Origin of the sequence: Phycicoccus endophyticus (assembly GCF_011326735.1) — a bacterium.
Lineage (GTDB): Bacteria > Actinomycetota > Actinomycetes > Actinomycetales > Dermatophilaceae > Phycicoccus > Phycicoccus endophyticus.
Genome location: NZ_JAANCN010000005.1, coordinates 62,982 through 84,790, shown reverse-complemented (window position 1 = coordinate 84,790; position 21,809 = coordinate 62,982). Strand labels below are relative to the sequence as shown.

Here is a 21,809-nt window from a genome sequence, read left to right as displayed (position 1 = left end):
GGTGGTCAGCATGCTCGCCTCCTCACAGTGACTCCCTCAGCTCGGACACCGGCCGGGCCGTCTCGGTGGCCGGCCGCGAGAGTCTGACGACGTCCGGACCCCAGGAGGCCACGGCCGCGACCGGCACGGCGAGCGCCGTGTCGCGCCAGCCGCCGCGCAGCAGCCGGGCGAGTACGGCCGGGCCGCGGGTACGGCCGTCGACGTAGCCGAGACGGTGGGCCAGCTCGTGCCCGCCGACCACGACCCACCGGGCACGGACCCGCCCGGCGGTGGCCCCGTGGTCCAGGCGCAGGTCGCGCACCGGGCCCAGCGAGTGCCCCTCGGAGTCGACCACGGGGCGGCCGAGCAGCTCAGACGCGCGCATCGCCACCTCCTGGGAGACGTCCGACGACCCGGGTCCCCAGCCATCCCTCCAGCCCCGCGACGCCGTCCAGCTCGCGCACGGGGACATCGAGGTGGACCAGCGGGGACCACTTCGTGACGCGCTCGACCGGGACCGCGGGCGACGGCTCGCCCTCGGCCAGCCGATGGGCGAGGCCACCCAGGAGCTGCCCCACCCAGCCGCCGAGCCGGGGCGCCAGCGCGGCCATCCCCACGCGCAGGGCCACCGCCGCGCCGTCCTCGTCGAGCTCGACGTCGTCGACGCGGCCCACCGGGCGACCCTCGCTGTCGACGACCTGCCGGTCGAGCACGTCGTGCCGCATGGCCATGGTGCGGTGTGCCGGAGTCATCCGCTGCCTCCTCGGGTCCAGACGAGCAGGGGCATGGCGACGAGCGCGACGAGGATGCTCAGGGCCAGGGTCGCCGTGCCGAGGGTGTTGGCGAGCCGGCCGTTGCGGAACTCGCCCATGACCGAGTGGTCGTTGCCGACGAGCAGGACCGGGAAGAGGCCCAGGGGCAGGAGCATGGCACTGAAGACGACCGCGACGATGGTGACCCGGATCGGGTTGAGCGTCGTGAGGGCCAGGGCGGTCGAGAGGATGAGCAGCGATGCCGTGACCGCGGTGAACCGAGCCGCCTGCGCGGGCGGCTGGACCTTGCCGTAGGACCATCCGAAGTACTGCGCGATGTCGTACCCGGTCGCGAAGAGGGTCTCCATCGTGGCGCCGAAGGTGGCGGCGAAGATGCCGACGACCGCGAACGCCAGCCCCACCTTGCCCAGGGCCACGACGACCGGCAACGCGGTCTGGCTCAGGTGCTCGACCTCGATACCGGCCGGCGCGAAGACGAGGTAGGCCACGGCCTGGATCGCGACCGCCAGCAGGCCCCCCAGGGGGAAGCCGACGAGCACGTTGGTGCGCATCTCGGACATGCTCTTGGGCCCCCAGCGGTGTTCCACGCCCCCGGAGGAGAAGAAGAACATCTCGTAGGGGGTCATCTGGGCACCGATGAGGGTGACCCCGAGGAAGGCGTAGACGGGCCAGGTCTCACCGGCGGTGGGCCGCACCGTGGTGGCCGAGTGCCACATCTGGCCCCAGTCCGGGTGGAGCTGCCAGACGGCGACGACGAAGACGAGCATCGCGAGCCCGATGACGCCGTAGAGGCGTTCGAGGATCTCGAAGGGCAGGGCCCACAGGGCGATGCCGACGAGCACGGCCGCGAGCGGCACCCAGAACAGGTAGGAGATGTCGGTGACGAGCTGGAAGGACAGCGCGATGCCGCTCAGCTCGGCCATGACGAGCAGCCCGGTGACGAGGAAGGAGCCGACGAGGGCGACGAGGCCGAACCGCGGCCCGAGCCGCGAGCGCGCGAGGTCGAAGGCGGGCCGCCCGGTGACGGCGACGATCCGCCCGGACATCTCCGCGTAGCACATGATCCCGATGACGGCGAGGACGGTGACCCAGGCCAGGCGCAGGCCGAAGCGGGCGCCGACGAGAGCGTCCGCGACGAGGTCGCCGATGTCGATGAAGCCCCCGATGGCCGAGAGCGTGCCGAGGGTGAAGGAGAAGACTTTCGAGGTACTCACGGCGCGACCGCCCGCGTCGCCGCCTCGAGGTCCCTCGAGAGGCCCCGCAGGTCACGCCCCCGGCGCACGACCTCCTCGGGCCGGCCGGAGCGCGCGGCGATCCGCAGCTGCGCGAGCGCGGCCACGCTGCGCCCGCCGAGGCCGCTGACCCGGGCGCGCACGGACGCGGCCCCCACCGGCGGCTGGTAGGCCTCGAACTGCCGGACCGCCTCGGTCGCGTCGGACTCCATCTCCGCGAGGCCGAGCCGGGTGGTCGTGAGCGGGGCGTCACCGCGGTCGAGATGGTCGGCCCACATCCGGGCGGTCGCGACCTCGGAGGCGAGGGAGGCGAGGGTCTGGTGGGCCTCCTGCCGGTACTCGCCCACGGTGCGCGGGGGCCGGACGAGGTACCAGAGGCAGGCGCAGGCGACGAGCGCGGCGGCGGCGAGGAGGGCCACCGGCCGGGCGAGAGTCGAGACGCCACGAGATTGCACGGGGCAACGTTTGCATGGAGCAAAAGTTGCTGTCAAGTGCTCACACGAGCCTGACCTGCGCAGATGTCGACTGTAACGACCGCCTATACCCCGTCGGCCACCGGCTCAACCGCGAGAGAGCGGACAGGGCCCGGCCCGCTGCCGGGCTGCTGGGGACCTCCCTGGCTGCGTAGGCTGGCGGGCACCCGGACCTCCGGGACCCCGTCGCCACCGGCCTGCCCCGAGGAGCCACCGATGCCCCCCACCGCCACCTTCCCGACGCCCGGCGGCCGCCCGCGGGCGGTGCTCCTCGACGTCGACGGCACCCTCGTCGACACCACCTACGCCCACACGACGTGCTGGTGGCAGGCACTGCGCCAGCACGGGCACCTCGTACCGATGGCCAGGATCCACCGCGCCATCGGCCTCGGGGCGGACCGCATCGTCGGGCACCTGCTCGGCGAGCACGACGAGAGCATCGACGAGTCCGTGGTCGCGGCGCACGCCGCGCTCGTCACGGCCTGGCACGAGCGGTTCGTCCCCCTGCCCGGCGCGCGCGAGCTGCTGCGCCGGTGCGCCGAGGAGGGGCTGACCGTCGTGCTGTCCACGTCGGCGGGCCCGAGCGACGTCGAGGCGCTGCGCCGCGCCCTCGACGCCGACGAGTGGGTCGACGAGGTGACGACGAGCTCGGACGCGGAGCACAGCAAGCCCGACACCGACATCCTCCAGGCGGCCCTCGAGCGGATCGGCGCCTCCCCGACCGAGTGCGTCTTCGTCGGCGACGCGGTCTGGGACGCCGAGGCCGCCGGCCGGCTCGGGATGCCGTGCATCGGGGTGGAGTCGGGGGGGACGAGCGCCGCGGAGCTGGGGGCGGCCGGGTGCGTGGAGACCTGGTCGGACACCGCCGACCTGCTCGAGCACTGGGAGGCCACGGCGCTGACCGGGTCCGGCGGCGGGCGCTGACCCGAGGAGCCGCCCGGGCGCCCGGGCGGCTCAGCGCAGCGCGGCCAGCTCCTCATCGAGCACGCCCAGGCCATGGTCGACGTCCTCGGCGGTCGTGTACGGCGCCACCGACAGCCGCAGCACGGGGCCCTCGCCGGTGGTGCCGCACCACAGGTCGACCCCGCGGCGGTGCAGCCGGGCGAGCAGCTCCTCCGGGTCCAGGGCCGGCAGGCCGACGGCGACCATCGCCGGCGCCCGGGGTGCCGGCGGGAGGGCGTACACCCCGGGCACGGCCAGGAGGCGGTCGTGCGCGTGCGTCGTCAGCTTGGCCCGGTGGTCGGCGAGGCCGTCCCGCTCGAGGTCGCGCTGGTAGGCCACCGCCTCCCGGCCCAGGAGGTGGGCGACGACGTCGTCGGTCCCGGCCCAGGAGAACCGCCGCGCCAGGTCCTCGGACTCGGCGAACCAACTGGTCACCACCGGCCGCACCGTGGGGGCGGCCTCCTCGGGCAGGACGAGGAAGCCGGTGCCCGTCGGCAGGTGGAGCCACTTGTGGAGGGTCAGGCACCCGAAGACGCCCGGGCCGGCCACCGGCATCGGCATCATCCCGGCCGTGTGGGCGCCGTCGACGACGACGGCGACCCCGGTGCCCGCGAGTGCGTCGGACAGCTCGTCGACGGGGTTGACCTGCGACCACGGCGAGGTGACGTGGCTGACGACGACGGCGCGCGTCCGGGGCCCGACCGCCGCGAGGACCCGCTCGCCCAGCCCCGAGAACCCGCCGTCGACGGTCTCCACCTCGACCCCGCGGGCGGTGAGCAGCCGCAGCAGGACGGTGGTGGCCTCGTACTCGCGCGAGGTGGTCACCACCCGGTCGCCGGGCCGCAGGGCGAGGTGGTCGACGACGGTCTGCATCGCGGTCGTCGCGTTCCGGACGAACACCCCGCGGTCGGCGGGGACGCCGAGGTAGTGGCACACCGCGCGGCGCGAGGCCTCCAGGAGGGGGAAGACCCGCTCGTGGTAGAAGCCGGGGTAGTCCTGCTCGGCCTCGGCGCGCAGCCCACGGGCCACCTCGAGCACGGGGAGCGGGGTCGCCCCGAACGACCCGTGGTTGAGGAAGGTGCGCTCCGGCGCGATGGCGTAGTCGTCTCGGCGGTCCACCCGGCCATCGTGCCCGGCGGCCGCGTCGGCGTCGCGCCCGCGGGCCGGCCCGAAAGGACCTCGTAGCACCGCGGCCCGTCCGGGCGGCCGGACGCCTTCCGTGACGGGCGTCGCGGCCGGCAGCATCTGCGCAGGTCGGAATACCTGTGCCGGTGGTGGTGCTGGACCCGGCATGACCGTTCCCCGCATCCCGCTCCACGACGGCACGACCATCCCGCAGCTCGGCTTCGGGGTCTTCCAGATCGAGCCGGAGAACACCGCCGAGGCGGTGGCCACGGCCCTGGAGGCCGGCTACCGGCACATCGACACCGCGCAGATGTACCGCAACGAACGCGAGGTGGGTGAGGCGGTCGCGGCCTCCGGGCTCCCCCGGGACGAGGTGTACGTCACCTCCAAGCTGAGCAACGCGGCCCACCGGCCCGAGGACGCCCGCCGGGCCTTCGGCGAGACCCTCGAGCGGCTCGGGCTCGAGCGCATCGACCTCTTCCTCGTCCACTGGCCGCTCCCGACGCTCTACGACGGCGACTTCGTCTCGACGTGGCGCACCCTCACCGAGTTCGTCGAGGACGGTCGGGCCGCGTCCGTCGGGGTCTCGAACTTCCAGCCGGAGCACCTGCAGCGGCTCGTCGACGAGACCGGCGTCGTACCCGTGGTCAACCAGGTGGAGATCCACCCCTACTTCGGCAACGAGCAGGTCCGCGCGGCGGACGCCCGGCTCGGCATCGCGACCGAGGCGTGGTCGCCGATCGCCCAGGGCAAGGTCCTGACGGACCCGGTCGTCGGCGAGATCGCGGCGGCGCGGGGCAAGACGCCGGCGCAGGTCGTCCTGCGCTGGCACATCGAGCGCGGCGACATCGTCTTCCCCAAGTCGGTGACCCCGGAGCGCATCCGGGAGAACATCGACATCTTCGACGTCGAGCTGAGGCCGCAGGAGATGGACCGGATGGCCACCCTCGACCGCGGCGAGGAGGGCCGCATCGGGGCCCACCCGGAGGTCTTCGACTACGTCCCCGACTGACCCGGCCGCTCCGGGCGGAGCGCCACCAGGTCGGCGTGGACGGTGACGAACCACCCGTCGGCCGCCGCCGACCACCGGCGCCAGGCCTCGGACATCTCCTCGAGGTCGGCCCGCGTGCACCGGCCCTCCTCGACCAGCTGGTCGGCGAGGGCCGAGGCGGTGATGCGCTCGGCCCACATCCCGCCCCAGTAGGCCCGCCCGTCCGGCGTCGAGAAGCACCACGTCGAGGCGCCGACGTGCGCCTCGCTCACCCCGGCGGCCAGCGCCCAGGACAGCAGGCGGCGCCCGGCGTCCGGCTCGCCGCCGTTGGCGCGGGCCGCCTGCGCGTAGAGGCTGCGCCACCGCTCCAGCCCGGGGAGCGCCGGCCACCAGGCGAAGGCGCCGTAGTCGGCGTCCCGCACCGCCAGGACGCCCCCGGGCCGGCAGACCCGCCACAGCTCGCGCAGCGCGCGCACGGGGTCGGCGACGTGCTGGAGCACCTGGTGGGCGTGGACGATGTCGAAGGACGCGTCCGGAAAGGGCAGGTCGAGCACGTCACCGACGACGAGGTCGGCCGGCACCTCCCGTCGCCGCAGCTCGGCCTCGGTGAGCGCGAGCGCCGCCTCCGTGGCCTCGAGTGCCGTCACCCGCTCCGGGGCGACGCGCGCGGCGAGGTCGGCGGTGATCGTGCCCGGCCCGGAGCCGACGTCGAGCAGCCGCATCCCGGGCGCGAGGTGGGGCAGCAGATGGGCCGCGGAGTTCTCCGCCGTCCGCCACCGGTGCGAGCGCAGCACGGCCTCGCCGTGCCCGTGGGTGTAGCGCGTCATGGCCCCACCGTGCACCCGCCCGGCGCCTCGGCGGCATCGGTCTCGTCGTGCGGACGCGCGGGCGGGCCCGCACGCTCAGCGGGAGCGGACGTGCACCTCCTCGGCGCCGGTCGCGCTGGTGATGTCCTCCTCGACCGTCCCGAGGATCCGGTCGGCGAGATGGTGCAGCGCGCGCGCCACCGCGACCTCGTCCCCGATGTGGGCGTCCGGCGGGTCCGCGGCGCTGCGGTGGCTCGTCCCGCGGGCGGTCAGCGCCTCGGGCGAGTCGGCGAGCATCGCCACCGTCGCCGTCGTGTCGTCGCCGCGCTCGAAGAGGGTCACCCGGACCGTCCACTGGCGCATCGTGCCGAGCTCGGGTCTGGCGACGACGTCGGCGTGGCGTTCCTCGCCCTCGACGACCTTGAGCACCGCGCCCGCCGCGGGGTAGATGGTGCTCGTGCGTCCGTCGTCCCACCGCACCGTGTACGGGGGGTCGCCCCCCGGGCCCGCGGACACGACCTCTCCGCCCCTGACGGGGCTGTCGACCCGCTCACCCGCCAGGACGATGTGGTCCCCGGTGCTGGCTCTCATGGCCGCCTCCTCGGTGCCTCGCCACCGGCTACCGGAACGCCGGAGCGGTGGCGACGGCCCACGGCGCCCGGTTCCATCGTCTCGCCGGGGACGGCCGGCGTACAGCCGCGGCCGGCGTGGCGTGCGTCTCGGCGTCCGGGCCGGCCGGTCAGACCGACACCGGGCCCCCGCCGTCGCCGCAGCGGAAGAGTGCCTGGTCCCCCAGGCCGGGGACGTCCTCGGGGTGCCGACGGACGGCCTCCATCGACACCGGCAGGTCGAAGGGCAGCCGGCCCACCGGCTCGACCTTCCCGGTGAGGGCGGCGAGCAGCGCCTCCTCGCTCGTGCCGTACGTCGCGGTCAGCGCGGCGCAGAGCGGGACGAGCGGGGTGAGCACCGCGGGCCGGTCGAGGGTCACGTCGAGCACGAGCGGGCAGTGTGCGGCGACCCGCTCCATCCGGGTGACGAGCCCGGGCGGGAAGTCCAGCGAGCCCTGGTGGAACCACGCCTCGAGGAACAGGTCGTCCCGGTGCTCGAACGGCGCCGCGAGCCGGACGAGCGCGAGGTCCGCCTCCGCCGGCGTCGAGACGGGCACCAGGCCGTGCCGGGTGAGCGCCTCGGGCGAGACCCGCTCGGCGTACACCCGCGTCCCCGGGAGCAGCGGCAGCGCGGGCCGGCCGCCGACCTCCTCGGTGCGCAGCACCGTCACCGAACGGGCCTGGGCCTCCAGGCCGGCCCGCCGGAAGGTGCCGTTGCCGACGAGCGCCACCGCGGCGTCCTCGTCGACGAACGGGTCGTCGAACAGCCCGAGGCGGAACTTCACCCGCAGCAGGCGCCGGGCCGACTCCTCCACCCGGGACTGCGGCACCCGCCCGGAGCGGACGAGGTCCAAGAGCACCTCGACGCACTCCTCGCCGCCCAGCTGGTCGGCTCCCGCGTGGAGCAGCAGCTCCATCCGGCCGGCCGGGTCGAGGTGCTCCACACCCCACGCCCGCGCCGGAAGGACCTGGTCGCCGACGTGGTTGTCGTTGACCAGCTCCCAGTCGGTGAGCACCACGCCGTCGAAGCCCAGGCGCTCCCGCAGCAGGCCCGTGACGATCTGCCGGTTGTAGCCGAAACCGACCGCCTCGACGGGCTCGCCGTCCAGCTCCAGCCCGACCGGCATCCCGTAGTACGGCATGACCGCGGCGGTCCCCGCCTCGATCGCGCGGGGGAACGGCGCGAGGTGGTCGGCGAACCGACCTCCCGGGTAGACCTGCTCGCGCCCGTACGGGAAGTGCGCGTCCTCGCCGTCCTGCTGCGGTCCGCCTCCCGGGAAGTGCTTGGTCACGCAGGCGACCGCGTCCGGGCCGAGCTCGGGGCCCTGCTGCAGCCCCTCGAGGTAGGCCACGCCGAGGTCGCCGACGAGCGTCGGGTCCTGGCCGAAGGTGCCGGCCTGCCGGCCCCAACGCGGCTCGGTCGCCAGGTCGAGCGTCGGGTGCAGGGCCTCGCGGATGCCGACCGCCCGGTACTCCTGCCGGACGATGTCGGCGAACCGGCGCACCGCGTCGCGGTCGCGCAGGGCGGCCAGCCCGAGCGGCTCGGGCCACTGCGAGAACGCTCCCGCCGCGAAGGACACCCCGGCGTTGTCGATGAAGGCGTGCCGCGGGTCGCTGCTCACCGTGACCGGGATGCCGTGCGGGGTGCGCTCGGCGAGCCGCTGGAGGGCGTTGCTCCAGCGCGCCGCCTGCCGGGCGTCGCGCAGCTCGTGGACGTTGAAGTGCGAGAGGTGCTTGCCGAGGACCACCTCGCTCGTCGCCGACTTGCTGATCGCCCCCGGTCCCTCGAGGAGCCCGCCGTCGGGTCCGGCCTCGATGACGGTGTGGAACATCAGCCCGACCTTCTCCTCGAGGGAGAGCCGGCCGAGCAGGTCCTCGACCCGCTCCTCGACCGGCAGCCGAGGGTCCTCGTAGGGGTCGAGGACGCCGTTGCCGTTGAGGTCGCGCCAGGCCGGGGAGTCCCCGGTCGCCGGATGACGGACGACCGGGGACCCGGGATGGGCGGTGGTGCTCATGCCACGCCCGCCCCGAACTCCTCCATCCCGATGACCGGGCGGAGGCGCCTCTCGACCCGCCGGGTGGCGAAGGAGCGGCGGATGACGTCGCGGCACAGGACGTTGCCGACGGCACCCATGACCATCGCCTGGTCGAGCGAGAGGTAGCGCCGCGCGATGGTGCCGGAGCCGACGGCCACGGCGTCGAAGAAGCCGCCGTCGCCGTAGGCACCCAGCTCCCGCTCGATGCCGACGAGGTTGGCGTAGGCCTGCCGGGGCTCGTGCATCATCGCGAGGAAGGAGGCGTGCGGCGTCACGACGCCGTCGCCGTAGGTCGGGTGGGGGTTGGTGGCCTCGCGGCAGTCGCCGAACCCGGGGTCGTAGTTCGTGCTCTCCTGGTCGGAGAAGTAGCCGTCCGGGTTGAGCCCGAGGGCGTCGACGCCGTACTCGCGGTAGCCGCCGGCGGGGTTGGAGGACGGAGAGAAGCCCCAGTAGCCGTACTGCGCCTCGAGCAGACCGTGCTCGCGCTGGGCGCGCACGTGCCGGGGGTGGTTGCGGCCCCAGGAACGTGGCGCCCAGGTGGCCTCGGGGACGAACACGTCCGGCATCAGCTCCTCGAACATCGACCCTCCCCAGCCGGGGACGACGTGCAGCCCGCGGTAGGTGTACACGCCCTCGTAGACCTCGACGCCGAGGTAGGTGCGGTTCTCGCCGACCGGCTGCATCTCGTGCCAGGACCAGTCGCAGGTCGCGGGGAAGGTGCGCCACATCGCGTAGTACTGCGCGCCGGGGATCTGGCCGGTGAGGATGCCGAGGTAGCTCGTGATGCGCGTCTCGGACACGGTCGTGTCGTAGTGGTGGTTCGTGTACCAGACGTCGTCCCCGACGCCGATGTGGTTGCCGAGGAAGAGCCCGTCGGTGCTCGCGGGGGCCTCGGGGTAGAAGCCGCCGTGGATGAGGCCGGGCTTGAGGTCGACGTCGGTGTCGTAGAACATGTCCCAGCGCATCCGGGAGAAGAGCCGGTCGGCGAGGCCACGCGCACCGGGGACGGCCTCGCGGACCACGAGGAGCGCCGCGCCGAGCCATCCGCTGTCGACGCTCGAGACGAACGGGTAGACCGGGTCGCCCGACCCGGGCCAGGAGGTCAGCTTCTCGCCCGTGGCCTCGTCGTACCAGTTGTAGTACAGGCCGCTCGGCTCGTGGTGCTCCATCCGCAGCAGCGTCGTCAGGGTCCGGCGCACGCGGCGGGTCGCCTCGCCGGGCGTGATGATGCCCAGCTCGCGGGCGACGACGGTGCTCCACAGGTACCCGCCGATGTTCGTCGGCGAGGTGTAGCCGCTGCGGTCGGCCGCGGCGAGCGACTCGGGGATGTTGTCGGCGGGCAGCCCGGTGTGCTCGTCGGTCATCGCGACGATGGAGCGCCAGGTGTCGGCGGCCCAGCGGCGGGCGCCGCGGCTGCTCCACCGGCCGGCGTGGCCGCGACCGCGCACGAAGGCCGGCGCGCCGGGTGCGGCGGCTGCGGACGGTGCCGCCGCGCCGGTGACGACGAGCCCGCCGAGGGCGGCGCCCCCGACGAGCAGCTGGCGACGCGAGGTCGCGGGACGGGCGGGAGTGGTGGTCATTGGAGGGTCTCCTTCGAGGGTGGGGGATGCCTGGTGAGGCGGGGCCTCACTTGATGCCGGTCGTGGCGATGCCCTCGATGAACCGGCGCTGGAAGACGAGGAACACGACGAGCACCGGCAGCACCACGACCGTGGCACCGGCCAGGAGCAGGCCGTAGTTCGTGCTGTTCTGTCCGGTGCTGTAGAGGGCCAGCGCGACGGGCAGGGTGTAGGTGTCCTCGGTCTGGGCCACGACGAGCGGCCACAGGAAGTTGTTCCACGACCCGAGGAAGGTGAGGATGCCCAGCGTCGCGAGCGCCGGCCCGCACAGCGGCAGGATGATGCGCGCGAAGATCCCGAGCTCGCCCGAGCCGTCGACGCGGGCGGCGTCGACGAGGTCCTTGGGCAGCCCGATGATGAACTGCCGCATGAGGAAGACCCCGAACGGGCTGACGAGGAAGGGCAGGAAGAGCCCGGGCAGGGTGTTGACCAGCCCGGCGTTGGCGACGAGGACGAACAGGGGGACGAACGTCACGACCCCGGGGATCATCAGCGTCGTCATGACCACGACGAACAACGCTCTCTTGCCGCGGAACTCGAGCATCGCGAAGGCGTAGCCGAGCATCGAGCAGAAGAGCAGGTTGCCCGCGGTGACGGCGGCCGCCACGATGACCGAGTTGGTGAAGTAGCCACCGAAGTCGAGCCGGCTGAACAGCTGGGTGTAGTTGTCGAGGGTGCCGTCCTGGGGCCACCAGGTGGGCGGTGACTGACGCAGCTCACCCTCGGTCTTGAACGAGCCGAGGACCATCCACACGAAGGGTGCGACGACGGCGACGAGGCCCACGGTGAGCACGCCGTACAGCCACCAGTTGGCGCGGCGGGAGTTCAGGCCCATGGTCAGTCCCCCTCCCGCAGCAGCCGGAACTGGATCGCGGTGACCACCGCCACGAGGACGAAGATCACGTAGCTCAGCGAGGCCGCGTACCCGTAGTTGCCGAAGCCGAACTGGTTGTACGTGTACATGGACATCGAGATCGTCGAGTTCAGCGGGCCGCCGCTCGTCATGACGAACGGCTCCTCGAAGAACTGCAGGTAGCCGATGCCGGTCGTCACCGAGACGAAGAGGATCGTCGGCCGCAGCATCGGGAGGGTGACGTGGCGGAACCGCTGCCAGGCCGACGCCCCGTCGATCGCCGCGGCCTCGTGCAGCTGCCAGGGCACCGACTGGAGGCCGGCGAGGAAGATGATCATGCCGGTCCCGAAGTTGCGCCAGGTCGCCATGAGGATGAGCGCGGGCATCGACCAGTGCTGGTCGCCGAGCCAGTTGGGACCGTCGATGCCGACCCAGCCGAGCACGGTGTTGACCAGTCCGGCGTCCTCCTGGAGCAGGAAGCGCCACACGACCGCGACAGCGACGATCGAGGTGATCACCGGGGTGTAGAAGCCGAGCCGGAAGACCGACCGGAACCGGTGGATGCCCCGGTTGAGGGCGACGGCGGCAGCCAGCGCAATGGTCAGCGTCAGTGGGACCCCGACGAGGACGAAGTAGGCGGTGTTGAGCATCGCCCGGCGGAAGACCGGGTCGGCGAAGGCCTTCGTGTAGTTGTCGAGGCCGACGAAGTCCACGGCGAACGGGGTCCGCAGGTCGCGTGAGCGGGTGTCGGTGAAGCTCATGAAGAGCGACTGGAGCACCGGCCACGCGGTGAAGGCGAGGAAGAGCAGGCAGAAGGGCAGGGCGAGGATCCACGCGGCCCGCCCCTCCGCCCGGGCGGCGGACGCGCCGGCCGAGGCCGGCGGGGCGGTCGTCGCGGTCATGTCACTGACCGGTCCCGATCGAGTCCGCCTGCTGCTGCACGCTCTCGAGGGCCTTCTTCGGGTCGGCTCCGGTCTTGGTCACCTTCTCCATCTCGGTGTCGAAGTTGGCCACGACCTGCTCCCACGTCGGGTACGACGGCGGGGCCTTGGCGGTCTCGAGCTGCTCACCGAAGACCTTGAGCTTGTCGTCGCCGGCCAGCGCGGGGTCGTCCCAGGCGGACTGGACCGAGGGCAGGTCGGTCGACATCTCGTACCACTTGACCTGGGTCTCCGGCTCGGCGAGGAACTGGACGAACTTCCAGGCGGTGTCGCGCTCCTTGGAGCTCTTGAAGACCACGAAGTCCGAGCCGCCGACGAACGAGGAGGAGCCCGCGCTGCCCTCGGGGATCTTCGCGACGGAGTACTTGTCCTTGAAGCCGTCGCCGCCGACCTTCTCGACGGCCGACATCATCCACGGGCCGGAGATGAACATCGGCACCTTGCCGCTGGCGAAGTCCGGCTCGGTGGTGGGCTGGGTGGGGGCGGAGGTGTTCGAGATGCCGTCGGTGAAGAAGGACTGGTAGTACTGGACGGCCTTGAGCATCTCCGGGGTGTCGAAGGTGTACGCGTCGTCCGCGGTGAGCGACGCCCCCTCACCCCAGGCGAAGGGCATGATCGACTGCCACGAGCCGGTACCGCCGGCCTGGAGGCCGATGCCCCACTTCGCGCCGGCCTTGTCCTGCATGGCCTTGGCCATGTCGTGCAGGCCCTGCCAGTCGGTGGGCGCCTCGTCGTAGCCGGCCTTCTCCGCCAGGTCGGTGCGGTAGAACAGCAGCCGCGTCTCGACGTACCACGGGATGCCGTAGGAGGTCCCGTCGACCTCGGTGGTCTTCTGGGCGCCGGAGAAGAAGCCGCTCGTGTCGATGTTGCTCGGCAGCGGGTCGAGGGCGTCGAGCCCGGCGAACTCGCCCATCCACGTTGTCCCGACCATCGCGGCGTCGGGCGTGCTGTCGGCGGTGATCGCCGTCGTGAACTTGTCGTGCGCGGAGTCCCAGGGGATGGCCGTGACGTTGACCTTGGCGCCCGGGTTCTCCTCCTCGAACTCCTTGGCGAGCTCGGGCAGCGCCTCGCCCTCGGCGCCCATCGCCCAGACGGTGATGGTGCCGGTCGCCTTGCCGGAGCTGACGTCGGCGCCCTGGGTCGCCTCGGTGTCGTCGGACTCGCTGCGACCGCAGGCGCTCAGGGTCAGGGCCGCCGTGGCCAGGAGGGCCAGAGCCGTCGTCGACGTGCGTCTCATGGAGGTACTCACTTCCTTGTGGGTGAACTGGGCCGGAGGTTGGGTCAGGGGGCCGGCGGGGCCGGTTCGGGGCAGCCGCAGGAGCCACGCAGCACGACGCGGGTCTCGAGCACGCCGGGGTCGTGGGGCGCGGCACCGGTGATCCGCTCGTGCAGCTGGTGGGCGGCGAGGGCGCCGAGGTCGCGCACCGGCTGGCGCACGGTGGTCAGGCCGGGGCGCACGTAGCTGGCGGCCATGACGTCGTCCCAGCCGGTGACCGCGAGGTCCCCCGGGACGGCGAGGCCTGCCGCGGTGAGCCGGGCGGTCAGCGCCAGCGCGATCTCGTCGTTGGCGCAGACCACGGCGTCGGTGGGCATTCCGGTCGCGAGGAGGCGCTCGGCCGCGTCGACACCGTCGGCCTCACGCAGCCCCCCGCCCAGCGGCGCCGGGACCGGCAGGCCCCGGCGCTCCAGCGCGCGGGTGAAGCCCTCGAAGCGCAGCCGGACGTCGGGGGCGACCTCGGGGTCGCCGGCGAACACCGGGCGGGTGCGGCCGTGGGCGTCCAGGACGTGGGCGGTGACCTGCTCGGCGCTCGCGGTGTTCTCCGCGGCGAGTGCCTCGAAGCCGGCGGTCCCCTCGCCCGCGACGACGAGCAGCGGCTTCTGGCGGGTCGCGCGGCGCAGGACGTCGTCGGGGATGAGGCCACCGAGGACGGCGAGGCCGTCGACGCCGGCGGCGAGCCGGGTGAAGCGCGCACCGTCGAGAGGGCGGTCGGGCTCGACGAGAGCGAGGACGACGCTGAGGTCGAGGCCGGCGGCGGCCTCCTCGAAGCCCATGAGCAGCTCGGAGAAGTAGGGCCCGTGCAGCTCGGGCAGGACCAGGCCGAGGGCCTCGTGCTGGCCGGCGGCGAGCGAGCGGGCCGAGGCGCGGGGCATGTAGTCGAGCCGGTCGACGGCGGCGAGGACCTTCTCGCGGGTGCGGGCCGAGACCGAGGCGCTGCCCTGGAGGACGCGCGAGACGGTGGCGATGGAGACGCCCGCGGCGTCGGCGACCGAGTAGATCGTCGGTCCGGGGGTCTCCGGGGTCGGCACGGCCGCCACGGCGCCACCTCCTTGTAAGCGCTTACAACTGCCTGTGAGCGCTTACCTTGCCATGCCAGGACGCCGTTGACAACCCCCGGGACCCGCCGCGGGCCGGGTGCGGTGCGGGGCCCCGCCGGCGGCCGACCCGGGCGGTGCGTGCGGGGGGCCCGCCCCGCCCCGCCTGTTATGGTCACAGCGACTCTCTGCAGCGAGGAGGCCCCGTGCCCGTCTCCGCCGGCCTCCTGACCGACCGCTACGAGCTGACGATGCTCACCGCCTTCGTCCGCGACGGCACGGTCGAGCATCCCGCGGTGTTCGAGGTCTTCGCGCGCCGGCTGCCCGAGGGCCGGCGCTTCGGGGTGGTCGCCGGCCTGGGGCGGCTGCGCGAGCTGCTCGCGGACTTCCGCTTCACGGCCGAGGAGGTCGCCTGGCTGCGCGCCCGGGACGTCGTCGACGACGCCACGGCACGGTGGCTGGCGGGCTTCCGGTTCACCGGAGACGTCGACGCCTACCCCGAGGGCGAGCTCTACTTCCCCGGCAGCCCGGTGCTCACCGTGCGCGGCACGCTCGGGGAGTGCGTCATGCTCGAGACCCTCGTCCTCAGCGTGCTCAACCACGACAGCGCGGTCGCCGGTGCGGCGGCCCGGATGGTCCTCGCCGCGGGCGACCGGCCGCTCGTCGAGATGGGCAGCCGGCGCACCCACGAGGACGCCGCGGTGGCGGCCGCCCGGGCCGCCTACCTTGCCGGGTTCGCCTCGACGAGCAACCTCGCCGCCGGGCTGCGCTACGGGGTCCCCACGGTCGGGACGGCCGCGCACGCCTTCACACTCGCCCACGCCACCGAGCGCGACGCCTTCGCCAGCCAGGTCGCCGTCCAGGGCAAGGACACCACCCTGCTCGTCGACACCTACGACGTGGCCGAGGGCATCCGGACCGCCGTCGAGGTGGCCGGTCCGGGTCTCGGGGCGGTGCGGATCGACTCCGGGGACCTCGCGGAGACGGCGAGCGCGGCGCGTGCCCTGCTCGACGAGCTCGGGGCCCGGGAGACCCGGATCATCGCCACGAGCGACCTCGACGAGTTCGTCATCACCGCGCTGGCCGACGCGCCCATCGACGGCTACGGCGTCGGGACCCGCCTGGTGACCGGCTCGGGCCACCCGACGGCCGGCATGGTCTACAAGCTCGTCGCCGTGGGCAGCTCACCGGGCGGGCCGCTACGGCCGGTGGCCAAGAAGAGCCACGACAAGGTCTCGGTCGGCGGGGCCAAGACCGCCTGGCGGCGCGCGGTCGACGGCGTCCTGGCCGCCGAGTGGTACCGGGTCGACGGCCGCGAGGAGCCGGACGCGCGCCCGGTCCAGGTCCCCGTCGTCCGCGGTGGCGCCGTCGTGCACGCCCCCACGCTCGAGGAGGTCCGGGCGACCTGCCGCGCCGCGCTCGCCGGCCTGCCGCCCGGCGCGCGCACCGTCGCCGCGGGGCCCGCGTACCTGACCGCCGGTCTCGAAGGAGAGCCATCGTGAGCACCACGGCGCTGCTGGTCGTCGACGTCCAGAACGACTTCGTCGAGGGCGGCTCCCTCGGCGTCGAGGGAGGGCGGGAGGTGGCGCGGCGGATCAGCGAGCACCTGGCCGCCCACGCCGGCGACTACGCCGCCGTCGTCGCCTCGCGGGACTGGCACGAGCCGCACGGCTCGAACGGCGGGCACTTCGCGGCCCCGGGGGAGCAGCCGGACTTCCGCTCCACCTGGCCGCCCCACTGCGTGCGGACCGGGCCCGGGGCGGACTACGCACCCGAGCTGGACACCCGGGCGGTCACCCACCACGTCCGCAAGGGGATGGGGGCCGCGGCCTACAGCGCCTTCGAGGGGGTCACCGACGACGGCCGGCGCCTCGGTCAGCTGCTGCGCGCGCTCGGCGTCACCGAGGTCGAGGTCACCGGCATCGCCACCGACTACTGCGTGCGCGCCACCGTCCTCGACGCGCTCGCCGAGGGGCTGGGGGTGCGGCTGCTCCCCGGGCTGCACGCCGGGGTCGCCCCTGCCACGAGCGAGCAGGCCCTCGCCGAGATGGCCGAGGCCGGCGCGGAGGTCGGGCGGTGAGCGGGCACGCGGCCTTCGCGGTCACCGTCGACCTGGCCGTCTTCACCATCCGCGACGGCATCTTCAGCGTGCTCCTCGTCGAGCGGGGCACGGAGCCCTTCGCCGGCTCCTGGGCCCTGCCCGGGGGCTTCGTCGAGGCCGACGAGGACGCCGAGACCGCCGCCTGGCGAGAGCTGCGCGAGGAGACCGGCGTCGAGCGGTTCGAGGGGCACCTGGAGCAGCTGCGCACCTACTCCGCCCCCGACCGGGACCCGCGGATGCGGGTGGTCTCCGTCGCGCACGTGGCCTTCGCCCCGGACCTGCCGGCGCCCGCCCCGGGGTCGGACGCGGCGAACGCGCGCTGGTGGGCCGTCGAGGACCTGCTCGACGGCGGCCCGGACGCCCCACCGCTCGCCTTCGACCACGCGACGATCCTCGCCGACGCCCGCGAGCGGATCCGCGCGAAGCTCGAGTACACCACCCTGGCAAGGGAGTTCGTCGCCGAGCCGTTCACCCTCCCGGAGCTGCGCCGGGTCTACGCGGCCGTGTGGGGCTCGCCTCCCGACCTCGGGAACTTCCGGCGCAAGGTGCTCGGCACCGACGGCTTCGTGGTCCCGACCGACACCCACGGCGTCTCGGCCTCCGGTGGCCGCCCGGCGCTGCTCTACCGCCGCGGCGAGGCCACCGACATCCAGCCACCGATGCTGCGCACGGCCGGCGAGGACGACTGACCCGGGCATGGCCCACCACCACGCCCTCCCGGACGCGGCCGCGCACGGCGCCCTGCCCCGCGACGCCCTGCCGCGGACGCCGGTGCTCACCCGGGTCGTCGTCGTCGTCCTCGTGCTGCTCACCGCGGGCGCGACGGCCGTGGGGCTGGTCGCCCTGTGGCCCGGCGGGCCCGCACCGACCTCCCCCGACCTCGACTACGCCGTCCCCGGCGCGACCTTCCCGCGGGCCACCGTCGTCCGGCTCACCGAGCCGTGCCCGGCCACGGCCCCGGACTCGGTCGGCACCGAGCCGGAGGGCTCGGCGGACTGCGGCCAGCTCGAGGCGCGGCTCGCGGACGGCTCGACCCAGGTCGTCCGGGTGACGACCGAGGTGAGCCGCTCCGGCCTGCGCCCCGGGGACACCGTGGTCCTCCTGCGGCTGCCCGACGACGCGGTCGACGGCGCGGCCGACCAGGGGGCCCTGCTGCAGAGCGCCTACTCCTACGCCGGCGTCGAGCGGCGGGCCCCCCTGCTCGCGCTCGCCGCCGTCTTCGTCGTCCTCGTCGTCGCCGTGGCCCGCTGGCGGGGCCTCGCCGCGCTCGTCAGCCTCGGCGTCGGCGGTGCGGTGCTGCTGCTGTTCGTCGCCCCCGCCCTGCTCGACGGGGCGCCACCGGTCGCGGTCGGGCTCACCGGGTCGGGCGCGACCATGCTCCTCGTCCTCTACCTCACCCACGGGCTGAGCCTGCGCACCTCGACCGCCCTCCTCGGGACCGCGGTCGGGCTCGGGCTCACCGCCGTCGCCGGGGTCCTCGGGTCCAACGCCGCCCGGCTCACCGGGGTCGGTGACGAGAACAGCGGGCTGCTGCAGGCGCTCGCGACGAACGTGCGCCTGCACGACCTCGTGGCGTGCGGGGTGCTCATCGCCGCCTTCGGGGTCCTCAACGACGTGACGATCAGCCAGACCTCCGCCGTCTGGGAGCTGCGCGCCGCCGACCCCGGGCGCAGCCGCCGGGCGCTGTTCGCGTCGGCGATGCGGATCGGGCGCGACCATCTCGCGTCGACCGTCTACACCATCGTGTTCGCCTACGCCGGAGCGGCGTTGCCGGTTCTCCTGCTCATCTCGCTCTCCAGCCAGGGCGCCGCCACCCTCTTCCTGTCCGAGGACATCACCGCCGAGGTGGTCCGCACCCTGGCGAGCGCGGTCGGGCTCGTCCTGGCCATCCCGGCGACCACCGCCGTGGCCGTTGCCGTGGCGCCCCCGCCGAGAGCCCCCGCGGCACCGGCTGGTGCCGCGGGGCCCGGTGTGATGGGATCGACCGCGGCGCCGGCCGGGGCGCCGTCCCCCGACGACGACGAGCACGAGGACGGCCGATGACCGACACCACCCCCGAGCCGCACGGCGTCCACTCCGAGGTGGGCCGGCTGCGCAAGGTCCTCGTCTGCCGGCCGGGGCTCGCGCACCGGCGGCTCACGCCGTCGACGTCCGACGGGCTGCTCTTCGACGACGTCATGTGGGTCGGGCAGGCCGAGCGCGACCACGCGGACTTCGTCGAGAAGCTCCAGGCCCACGGGGTCGAGGTCGTCGAGCTGCACGACGTGCTCGCCGAGACGATGGCCATCCCGACGGCCCGCGACTGGCTGCTCGACCGCAAGATCGTGCCCAACCACGTCGGCCTCGGCCTCGTCGACGGCACCCGGGCCTTCCTGGAGACCCTCGAGCCGCACCGGCTCGCGGAGTTCCTCATCGGCGGCCTGGCCATCCCCGACCTGCCCGAGGAGTACCGCACGCCGTGGGTCGTCCTGGCCCGGGAGCAGACGGGGGCGCGCGAGTACCTGCTGCCGCCCCTGCCCAACACGCTGTACACCCGGGACACGACGTGCTGGGTCTACGGCGGGCTCACCCTCAACCCGCTCTACTGGCCGGCGCGCCAGCACGAGACGATCATCTACAAGGCGATCTACACCTTCCACCCCGACTTCGCCGGTTCCACCGTCTGGTGGGGCGACCCCGAGGTGGACTGGGGCGAGGCCACCCTCGAGGGCGGCGACGTCATGCCCGTCGGGAACGGGGTCGTCCTCATGGGGATGAGCGAGCGCAGCTCCCGGCAGGCGATCACCCAGGTGGCCCGGGCGCTGTTCGCCCAGGGCGCCGCCGAGAAGGTCGTCGTCGCGGGGATGCCGCAGCTGCGGGCCGCGATGCACCTCGACACCGTCTTCACCTTCGCCGACCGTGACGTCGTCACCCTCTACCCGCGGATCATGGACAACGTCCACACCTTCGTCCTGCACCCCGGGGACGCCGAGCCGGGCGTCGAGGTCGAGGACCGCGGCGAGGGCAGCTTCACCAAGGTCGTCGCCGACGCGCTCGGCCTCGACGGGCTGCGGGTCATCGAGACCGGCGGCGACGTCTACGCCTCCGAGCGCCAGCAGTGGGACAGCGGCAACAACGCCGTCGCCGTCGCCCCGGGCGTCGTGTTCACCTACGACCGCAACACGACGACGAACGCGCTCCTGCGCCGCGCGGGAGTCGAGGTCGTCGAGATCCGCGGCGCCGAGCTCGGCCGCGGCCGCGGTGGCGGGCACTGCATGACGTGCCCGCTCGTGCGCGACCCCGTCGACTACTGACGTGTGACGCCCCCCTGTCCCGTGGGCAGGGTGAGGCGCCGCGGCTCACAGGTCGCGGCGGTAGTGCTCCTCCGGGGCCTTGCTGCGGTGGGTGAGGTTCCACACCGCCGCGGCGAGGCCGCCCCACAGGACGAGCATCGCCAGGACCATCATCACGACCGCACCGGCACTCATGAGGCGACCTCCGTCGGGTCCGGGGCCGGGTCCTCGCCCGGCGGGGTGAGCGAGGTCCGCGGCCGCCACCGGACGAGGGTGGCCAGCACCGCGGCGAGGACCACGGCGGCGGCCACCCCCCAGCCGAAGGTCCCGAGCATCCACCCCGGGTAGCCCTCGTAGGGCGTGCCGAGGTCGGTGGCGAGCTCGCGGACGAGGACGACGGTCAGGGCCGCCGGGGTGAGCGCTCCGACGAGGACGAGCCACCAGCGCCCGACCCGGACCGAGCCGGTGAGGTTGAGGTGGTCCGAGAGCGGCCGGAGGGCCCGGGCCAGCCAGGCCACGGCGAGCATGCTGACGACGGCGACGAGCAGGATGCCGTAGCGGTTGACGAAGTGGTCGACGATGTCGAGCACGTAGACGCCGCTCGTCGTGCCGAAGAAGACGAGGCTGACCAGGGCCGAGGGGAGGACGACCGCCACGGTGGCCGCGGTGCGGCTCAGCTCGAGCTTGTCGCGCACGGCGGAGATGACCACCTCGATGACGCTGACGAGGGAGGTGACGCCGGCGAAGACGAGCGAGCCGAAGAAGAGCACGCCGATGAGCCCGCCCGCCGGTGCCTCGTTGATGATCGCGGGGAAGGCGACGAACGCCAGGCCGAGCCCGTCGGAGGCCACCTCGTCGACGGGGACGCCGTTGGCCTGGGCCATGAACCCGAGGGCGGCGAACACGCCGATCCCCGCGAGCAGCTCGAAGCCGGAGTTGGCGAAGCCGACGACGAGCCCCGAGCCGGTCATGTCGGTGCGCCGGGAGACGTAGGAGCTGTAGGTGATCATGATCCCGAAGCCGACCGAGAGGCTGAAGAAGATCTGCCCGAAGGCGGCCGCCCACACCGAGGCGTGCCCGAGGGCGGCCCAGTCCGGGCTGAAGAGCGCGTCGAGGCCGGCGCCGGCGCCGGGAAGGAAGAGCGCCCGCACGACGAGCGCGCCGAAGGCGAGGACGAGCACCGGGATGAAGACGACCGCGGTCGCCCCGATGCCCTTCTGCACGCCGAGGACCATGACGGCGAGCACGGCCGCCCACACCAGGGCCAGGGGGACGAGCACCCCGGGGACGAGGTCGAGGCTGACCCCCGGGTCGCCGGCCTGGAGGAAGGAGCCGAAGAGGAACTCCTCGGGCGCGTCGCCCCAGACCTTCCCGAGCGAGAAGCCGGTGTACCGCACCGCCCAGGCGATGACGGCCGCGTAGTACACGGCGATGACGAAGCAGATGCCGACCTGCCACCACCCGATCCACTCGGTGCGCCGGTCGGTGCGGGCGAAGGAGAGCGGGGCCGAGCCCCGGCCACGGTGTCCGAGGGCGTAGTCGAGCAGGAGGAACGGGATACCCGCGGTGAGCAGCGCCACGAGGTAGGGCAGGACGAAGGCACCGCCGCCGTTCTCGTAGGCCACGTACGGGAAGCGCCAGATGTTGCCGAGGCCGACCGCGGAGCCGACCGCCGCGAGGATGAAGACCTTGCGGGAGGAGAAGGCACCGCGGTGGCTCTCGGCCGCCGTCGCGTCGGTCATCGG

Annotated in this window: 22 protein-coding genes; 7 read left to right on the top strand and 15 right to left on the bottom strand. The window is 73.7% G+C overall.

What is annotated here, in order from left to right; all coding sequences use genetic code 11:
• Positions 1-22: 22 nt before the first annotated feature.
• Genes G8D98_RS07395 through G8D98_RS07380 form a run of 4 tightly spaced genes read right to left on the bottom strand, consistent with a single transcriptional unit; the run spans position 23 to position 2,439 of the window.
• Positions 23-364 carry a PRC-barrel domain-containing protein gene (locus tag G8D98_RS07395; protein WP_166101141.1) on the bottom strand — a complete coding sequence of 114 codons (342 nt, stop codon included), beginning with the start codon at positions 362-364 and terminating at the stop codon, positions 23-25.
• Positions 351-731 carry a PRC-barrel domain-containing protein gene (locus G8D98_RS07390; RefSeq protein WP_166101139.1) on the bottom strand — a complete coding sequence of 127 codons (381 nt, stop codon included), beginning with the start codon at positions 729-731 and terminating at the stop codon, positions 351-353. The genes G8D98_RS07395 and G8D98_RS07390 overlap by 14 nt, the downstream gene beginning before the upstream one ends.
• The gene (locus G8D98_RS07385) at positions 728-1,966 is read right to left on the bottom strand and encodes an NRAMP family divalent metal transporter (RefSeq protein WP_166101137.1); all 1,239 of its coding nucleotides are present in this window, start codon (positions 1,964-1,966) and stop codon (positions 728-730) included. The genes G8D98_RS07390 and G8D98_RS07385 overlap by 4 nt, the downstream gene beginning before the upstream one ends.
• Positions 1,963-2,439, bottom strand: coding sequence for a hypothetical protein (locus tag G8D98_RS07380; RefSeq protein ID WP_166101134.1), 477 nt, complete (start codon positions 2,437-2,439; stop codon positions 1,963-1,965). The genes G8D98_RS07385 and G8D98_RS07380 overlap by 4 nt, the downstream gene beginning before the upstream one ends.
• Positions 2,440-2,673: 234 nt before the next feature.
• On the opposite strand from G8D98_RS07380, the gene G8D98_RS07375 reads away from it, so the two are divergent.
• The gene (locus tag G8D98_RS07375) at positions 2,674-3,381 is read left to right on the top strand and encodes an HAD family hydrolase (RefSeq protein WP_166101131.1); all 708 of its coding nucleotides are present in this window, start codon (positions 2,674-2,676) and stop codon (positions 3,379-3,381) included.
• Positions 3,382-3,411: 30 nt separating this feature from the next.
• On the opposite strand, the gene G8D98_RS07370 is transcribed toward G8D98_RS07375, so the two are convergent.
• On the bottom strand, positions 3,412-4,518 hold the full coding sequence (locus G8D98_RS07370; protein WP_166101129.1) for an aminotransferase class V-fold PLP-dependent enzyme: 1,107 nt from the start codon (positions 4,516-4,518) through the stop codon (positions 3,412-3,414).
• Between the two features lie 172 nt (positions 4,519-4,690).
• Here G8D98_RS07370 and G8D98_RS07365 point away from each other — a divergent pair, with 172 nt between their 5' ends.
• The gene (locus tag G8D98_RS07365) at positions 4,691-5,536 is read left to right on the top strand and encodes an aldo/keto reductase (protein ID WP_166101126.1); all 846 of its coding nucleotides are present in this window, start codon (positions 4,691-4,693) and stop codon (positions 5,534-5,536) included.
• Here G8D98_RS07365 and G8D98_RS07360 read toward each other — a convergent pair.
• From G8D98_RS07360 to G8D98_RS07325, 8 genes are all read right to left on the bottom strand, one after another.
• Positions 5,521-6,342 (bottom strand): class I SAM-dependent methyltransferase, encoded by an 822-nt coding sequence (locus G8D98_RS07360; RefSeq protein WP_166101124.1) that lies wholly within the window; start codon positions 6,340-6,342, stop codon positions 5,521-5,523. The genes G8D98_RS07365 and G8D98_RS07360 overlap by 16 nt on opposite strands.
• A gap of 75 nt (positions 6,343-6,417) precedes the next feature.
• Positions 6,418-6,912, bottom strand: a complete 495-nt coding sequence (locus G8D98_RS07355) for a dsRBD fold-containing protein (protein ID WP_166101122.1) — start codon at positions 6,910-6,912, stop codon at positions 6,418-6,420.
• 148 nt (positions 6,913-7,060) lie between these two features.
• Positions 7,061-8,944 carry a glycoside hydrolase family 3 protein gene (locus G8D98_RS07350; protein ID WP_166101119.1) on the bottom strand — a complete coding sequence of 628 codons (1,884 nt, stop codon included), beginning with the start codon at positions 8,942-8,944 and terminating at the stop codon, positions 7,061-7,063.
• Positions 8,941-10,545 (bottom strand): glucoamylase family protein, encoded by a 1,605-nt coding sequence (locus G8D98_RS07345; protein ID WP_166101117.1) that lies wholly within the window; start codon positions 10,543-10,545, stop codon positions 8,941-8,943. The genes G8D98_RS07350 and G8D98_RS07345 overlap by 4 nt, the downstream gene beginning before the upstream one ends.
• A 46-nt stretch (positions 10,546-10,591) precedes the next feature.
• On the bottom strand, positions 10,592-11,419 hold the full coding sequence (locus G8D98_RS07340; RefSeq protein ID WP_166101114.1) for a carbohydrate ABC transporter permease: 828 nt from the start codon (positions 11,417-11,419) through the stop codon (positions 10,592-10,594).
• A 2-nt stretch (positions 11,420-11,421) separates the two neighbouring features.
• Entirely contained in the window at positions 11,422-12,339 is a 918-nt protein-coding gene (locus G8D98_RS07335) for a carbohydrate ABC transporter permease (RefSeq protein WP_166101112.1), read from the bottom strand.
• A gap of 1 nt (position 12,340) precedes the next feature.
• Complete coding sequence (locus tag G8D98_RS07330; RefSeq protein ID WP_166101110.1) at positions 12,341-13,615, bottom strand: sugar ABC transporter substrate-binding protein; 1,275 nt, start codon at positions 13,613-13,615, stop codon at positions 12,341-12,343.
• Positions 13,616-13,659: 44 nt separating this feature from the next.
• Positions 13,660-14,694, bottom strand: a complete 1,035-nt coding sequence (locus tag G8D98_RS07325) for a LacI family DNA-binding transcriptional regulator (protein ID WP_229661893.1) — start codon at positions 14,692-14,694, stop codon at positions 13,660-13,662.
• A gap of 203 nt (positions 14,695-14,897) precedes the next feature.
• Between G8D98_RS07325 and G8D98_RS07320 the strand changes: the two genes are divergently transcribed.
• The 5 genes from G8D98_RS07320 to G8D98_RS07300 are packed head-to-tail and all read left to right on the top strand — an operon-like array spanning position 14,898 to position 20,085.
• Positions 14,898-16,193, top strand: coding sequence for a nicotinate phosphoribosyltransferase (locus G8D98_RS07320; protein ID WP_229661892.1), 1,296 nt, complete (start codon positions 14,898-14,900; stop codon positions 16,191-16,193).
• A complete protein-coding gene (locus G8D98_RS07315) occupies positions 16,190-16,771 on the top strand; it encodes an isochorismatase family protein (RefSeq protein WP_166101107.1) in 582 nt (193 codons plus the stop codon). Before G8D98_RS07320 ends, G8D98_RS07315 begins: the two co-directional genes overlap by 4 nt.
• Positions 16,768-17,481 (top strand): NUDIX hydrolase, encoded by a 714-nt coding sequence (locus tag G8D98_RS07310; protein WP_166101104.1) that lies wholly within the window; start codon positions 16,768-16,770, stop codon positions 17,479-17,481. Before G8D98_RS07315 ends, G8D98_RS07310 begins: the two co-directional genes overlap by 4 nt.
• 7 nt (positions 17,482-17,488) lie before the next feature.
• A complete protein-coding gene (locus G8D98_RS07305) occupies positions 17,489-18,835 on the top strand; it encodes a YibE/F family protein (protein WP_166101101.1) in 1,347 nt (448 codons plus the stop codon).
• Entirely contained in the window at positions 18,832-20,085 is a 1,254-nt protein-coding gene (locus tag G8D98_RS07300; RefSeq protein WP_166101098.1) for an arginine deiminase, read from the top strand. The genes G8D98_RS07305 and G8D98_RS07300 overlap by 4 nt, the downstream gene beginning before the upstream one ends.
• A gap of 45 nt (positions 20,086-20,130) precedes the next feature.
• Here G8D98_RS07300 and G8D98_RS07295 read toward each other — a convergent pair whose 3' ends face one another.
• A complete protein-coding gene (locus G8D98_RS07295; RefSeq protein WP_166101096.1) occupies positions 20,131-20,259 on the bottom strand; it encodes a methionine/alanine import family NSS transporter small subunit in 129 nt (42 codons plus the stop codon).
• Positions 20,256-21,806, bottom strand: a complete 1,551-nt coding sequence (locus tag G8D98_RS07290; RefSeq protein WP_166101093.1) for a sodium-dependent transporter — start codon at positions 21,804-21,806, stop codon at positions 20,256-20,258. The genes G8D98_RS07295 and G8D98_RS07290 overlap by 4 nt, the downstream gene beginning before the upstream one ends.
• Positions 21,807-21,809 lie beyond the last annotated feature (3 nt).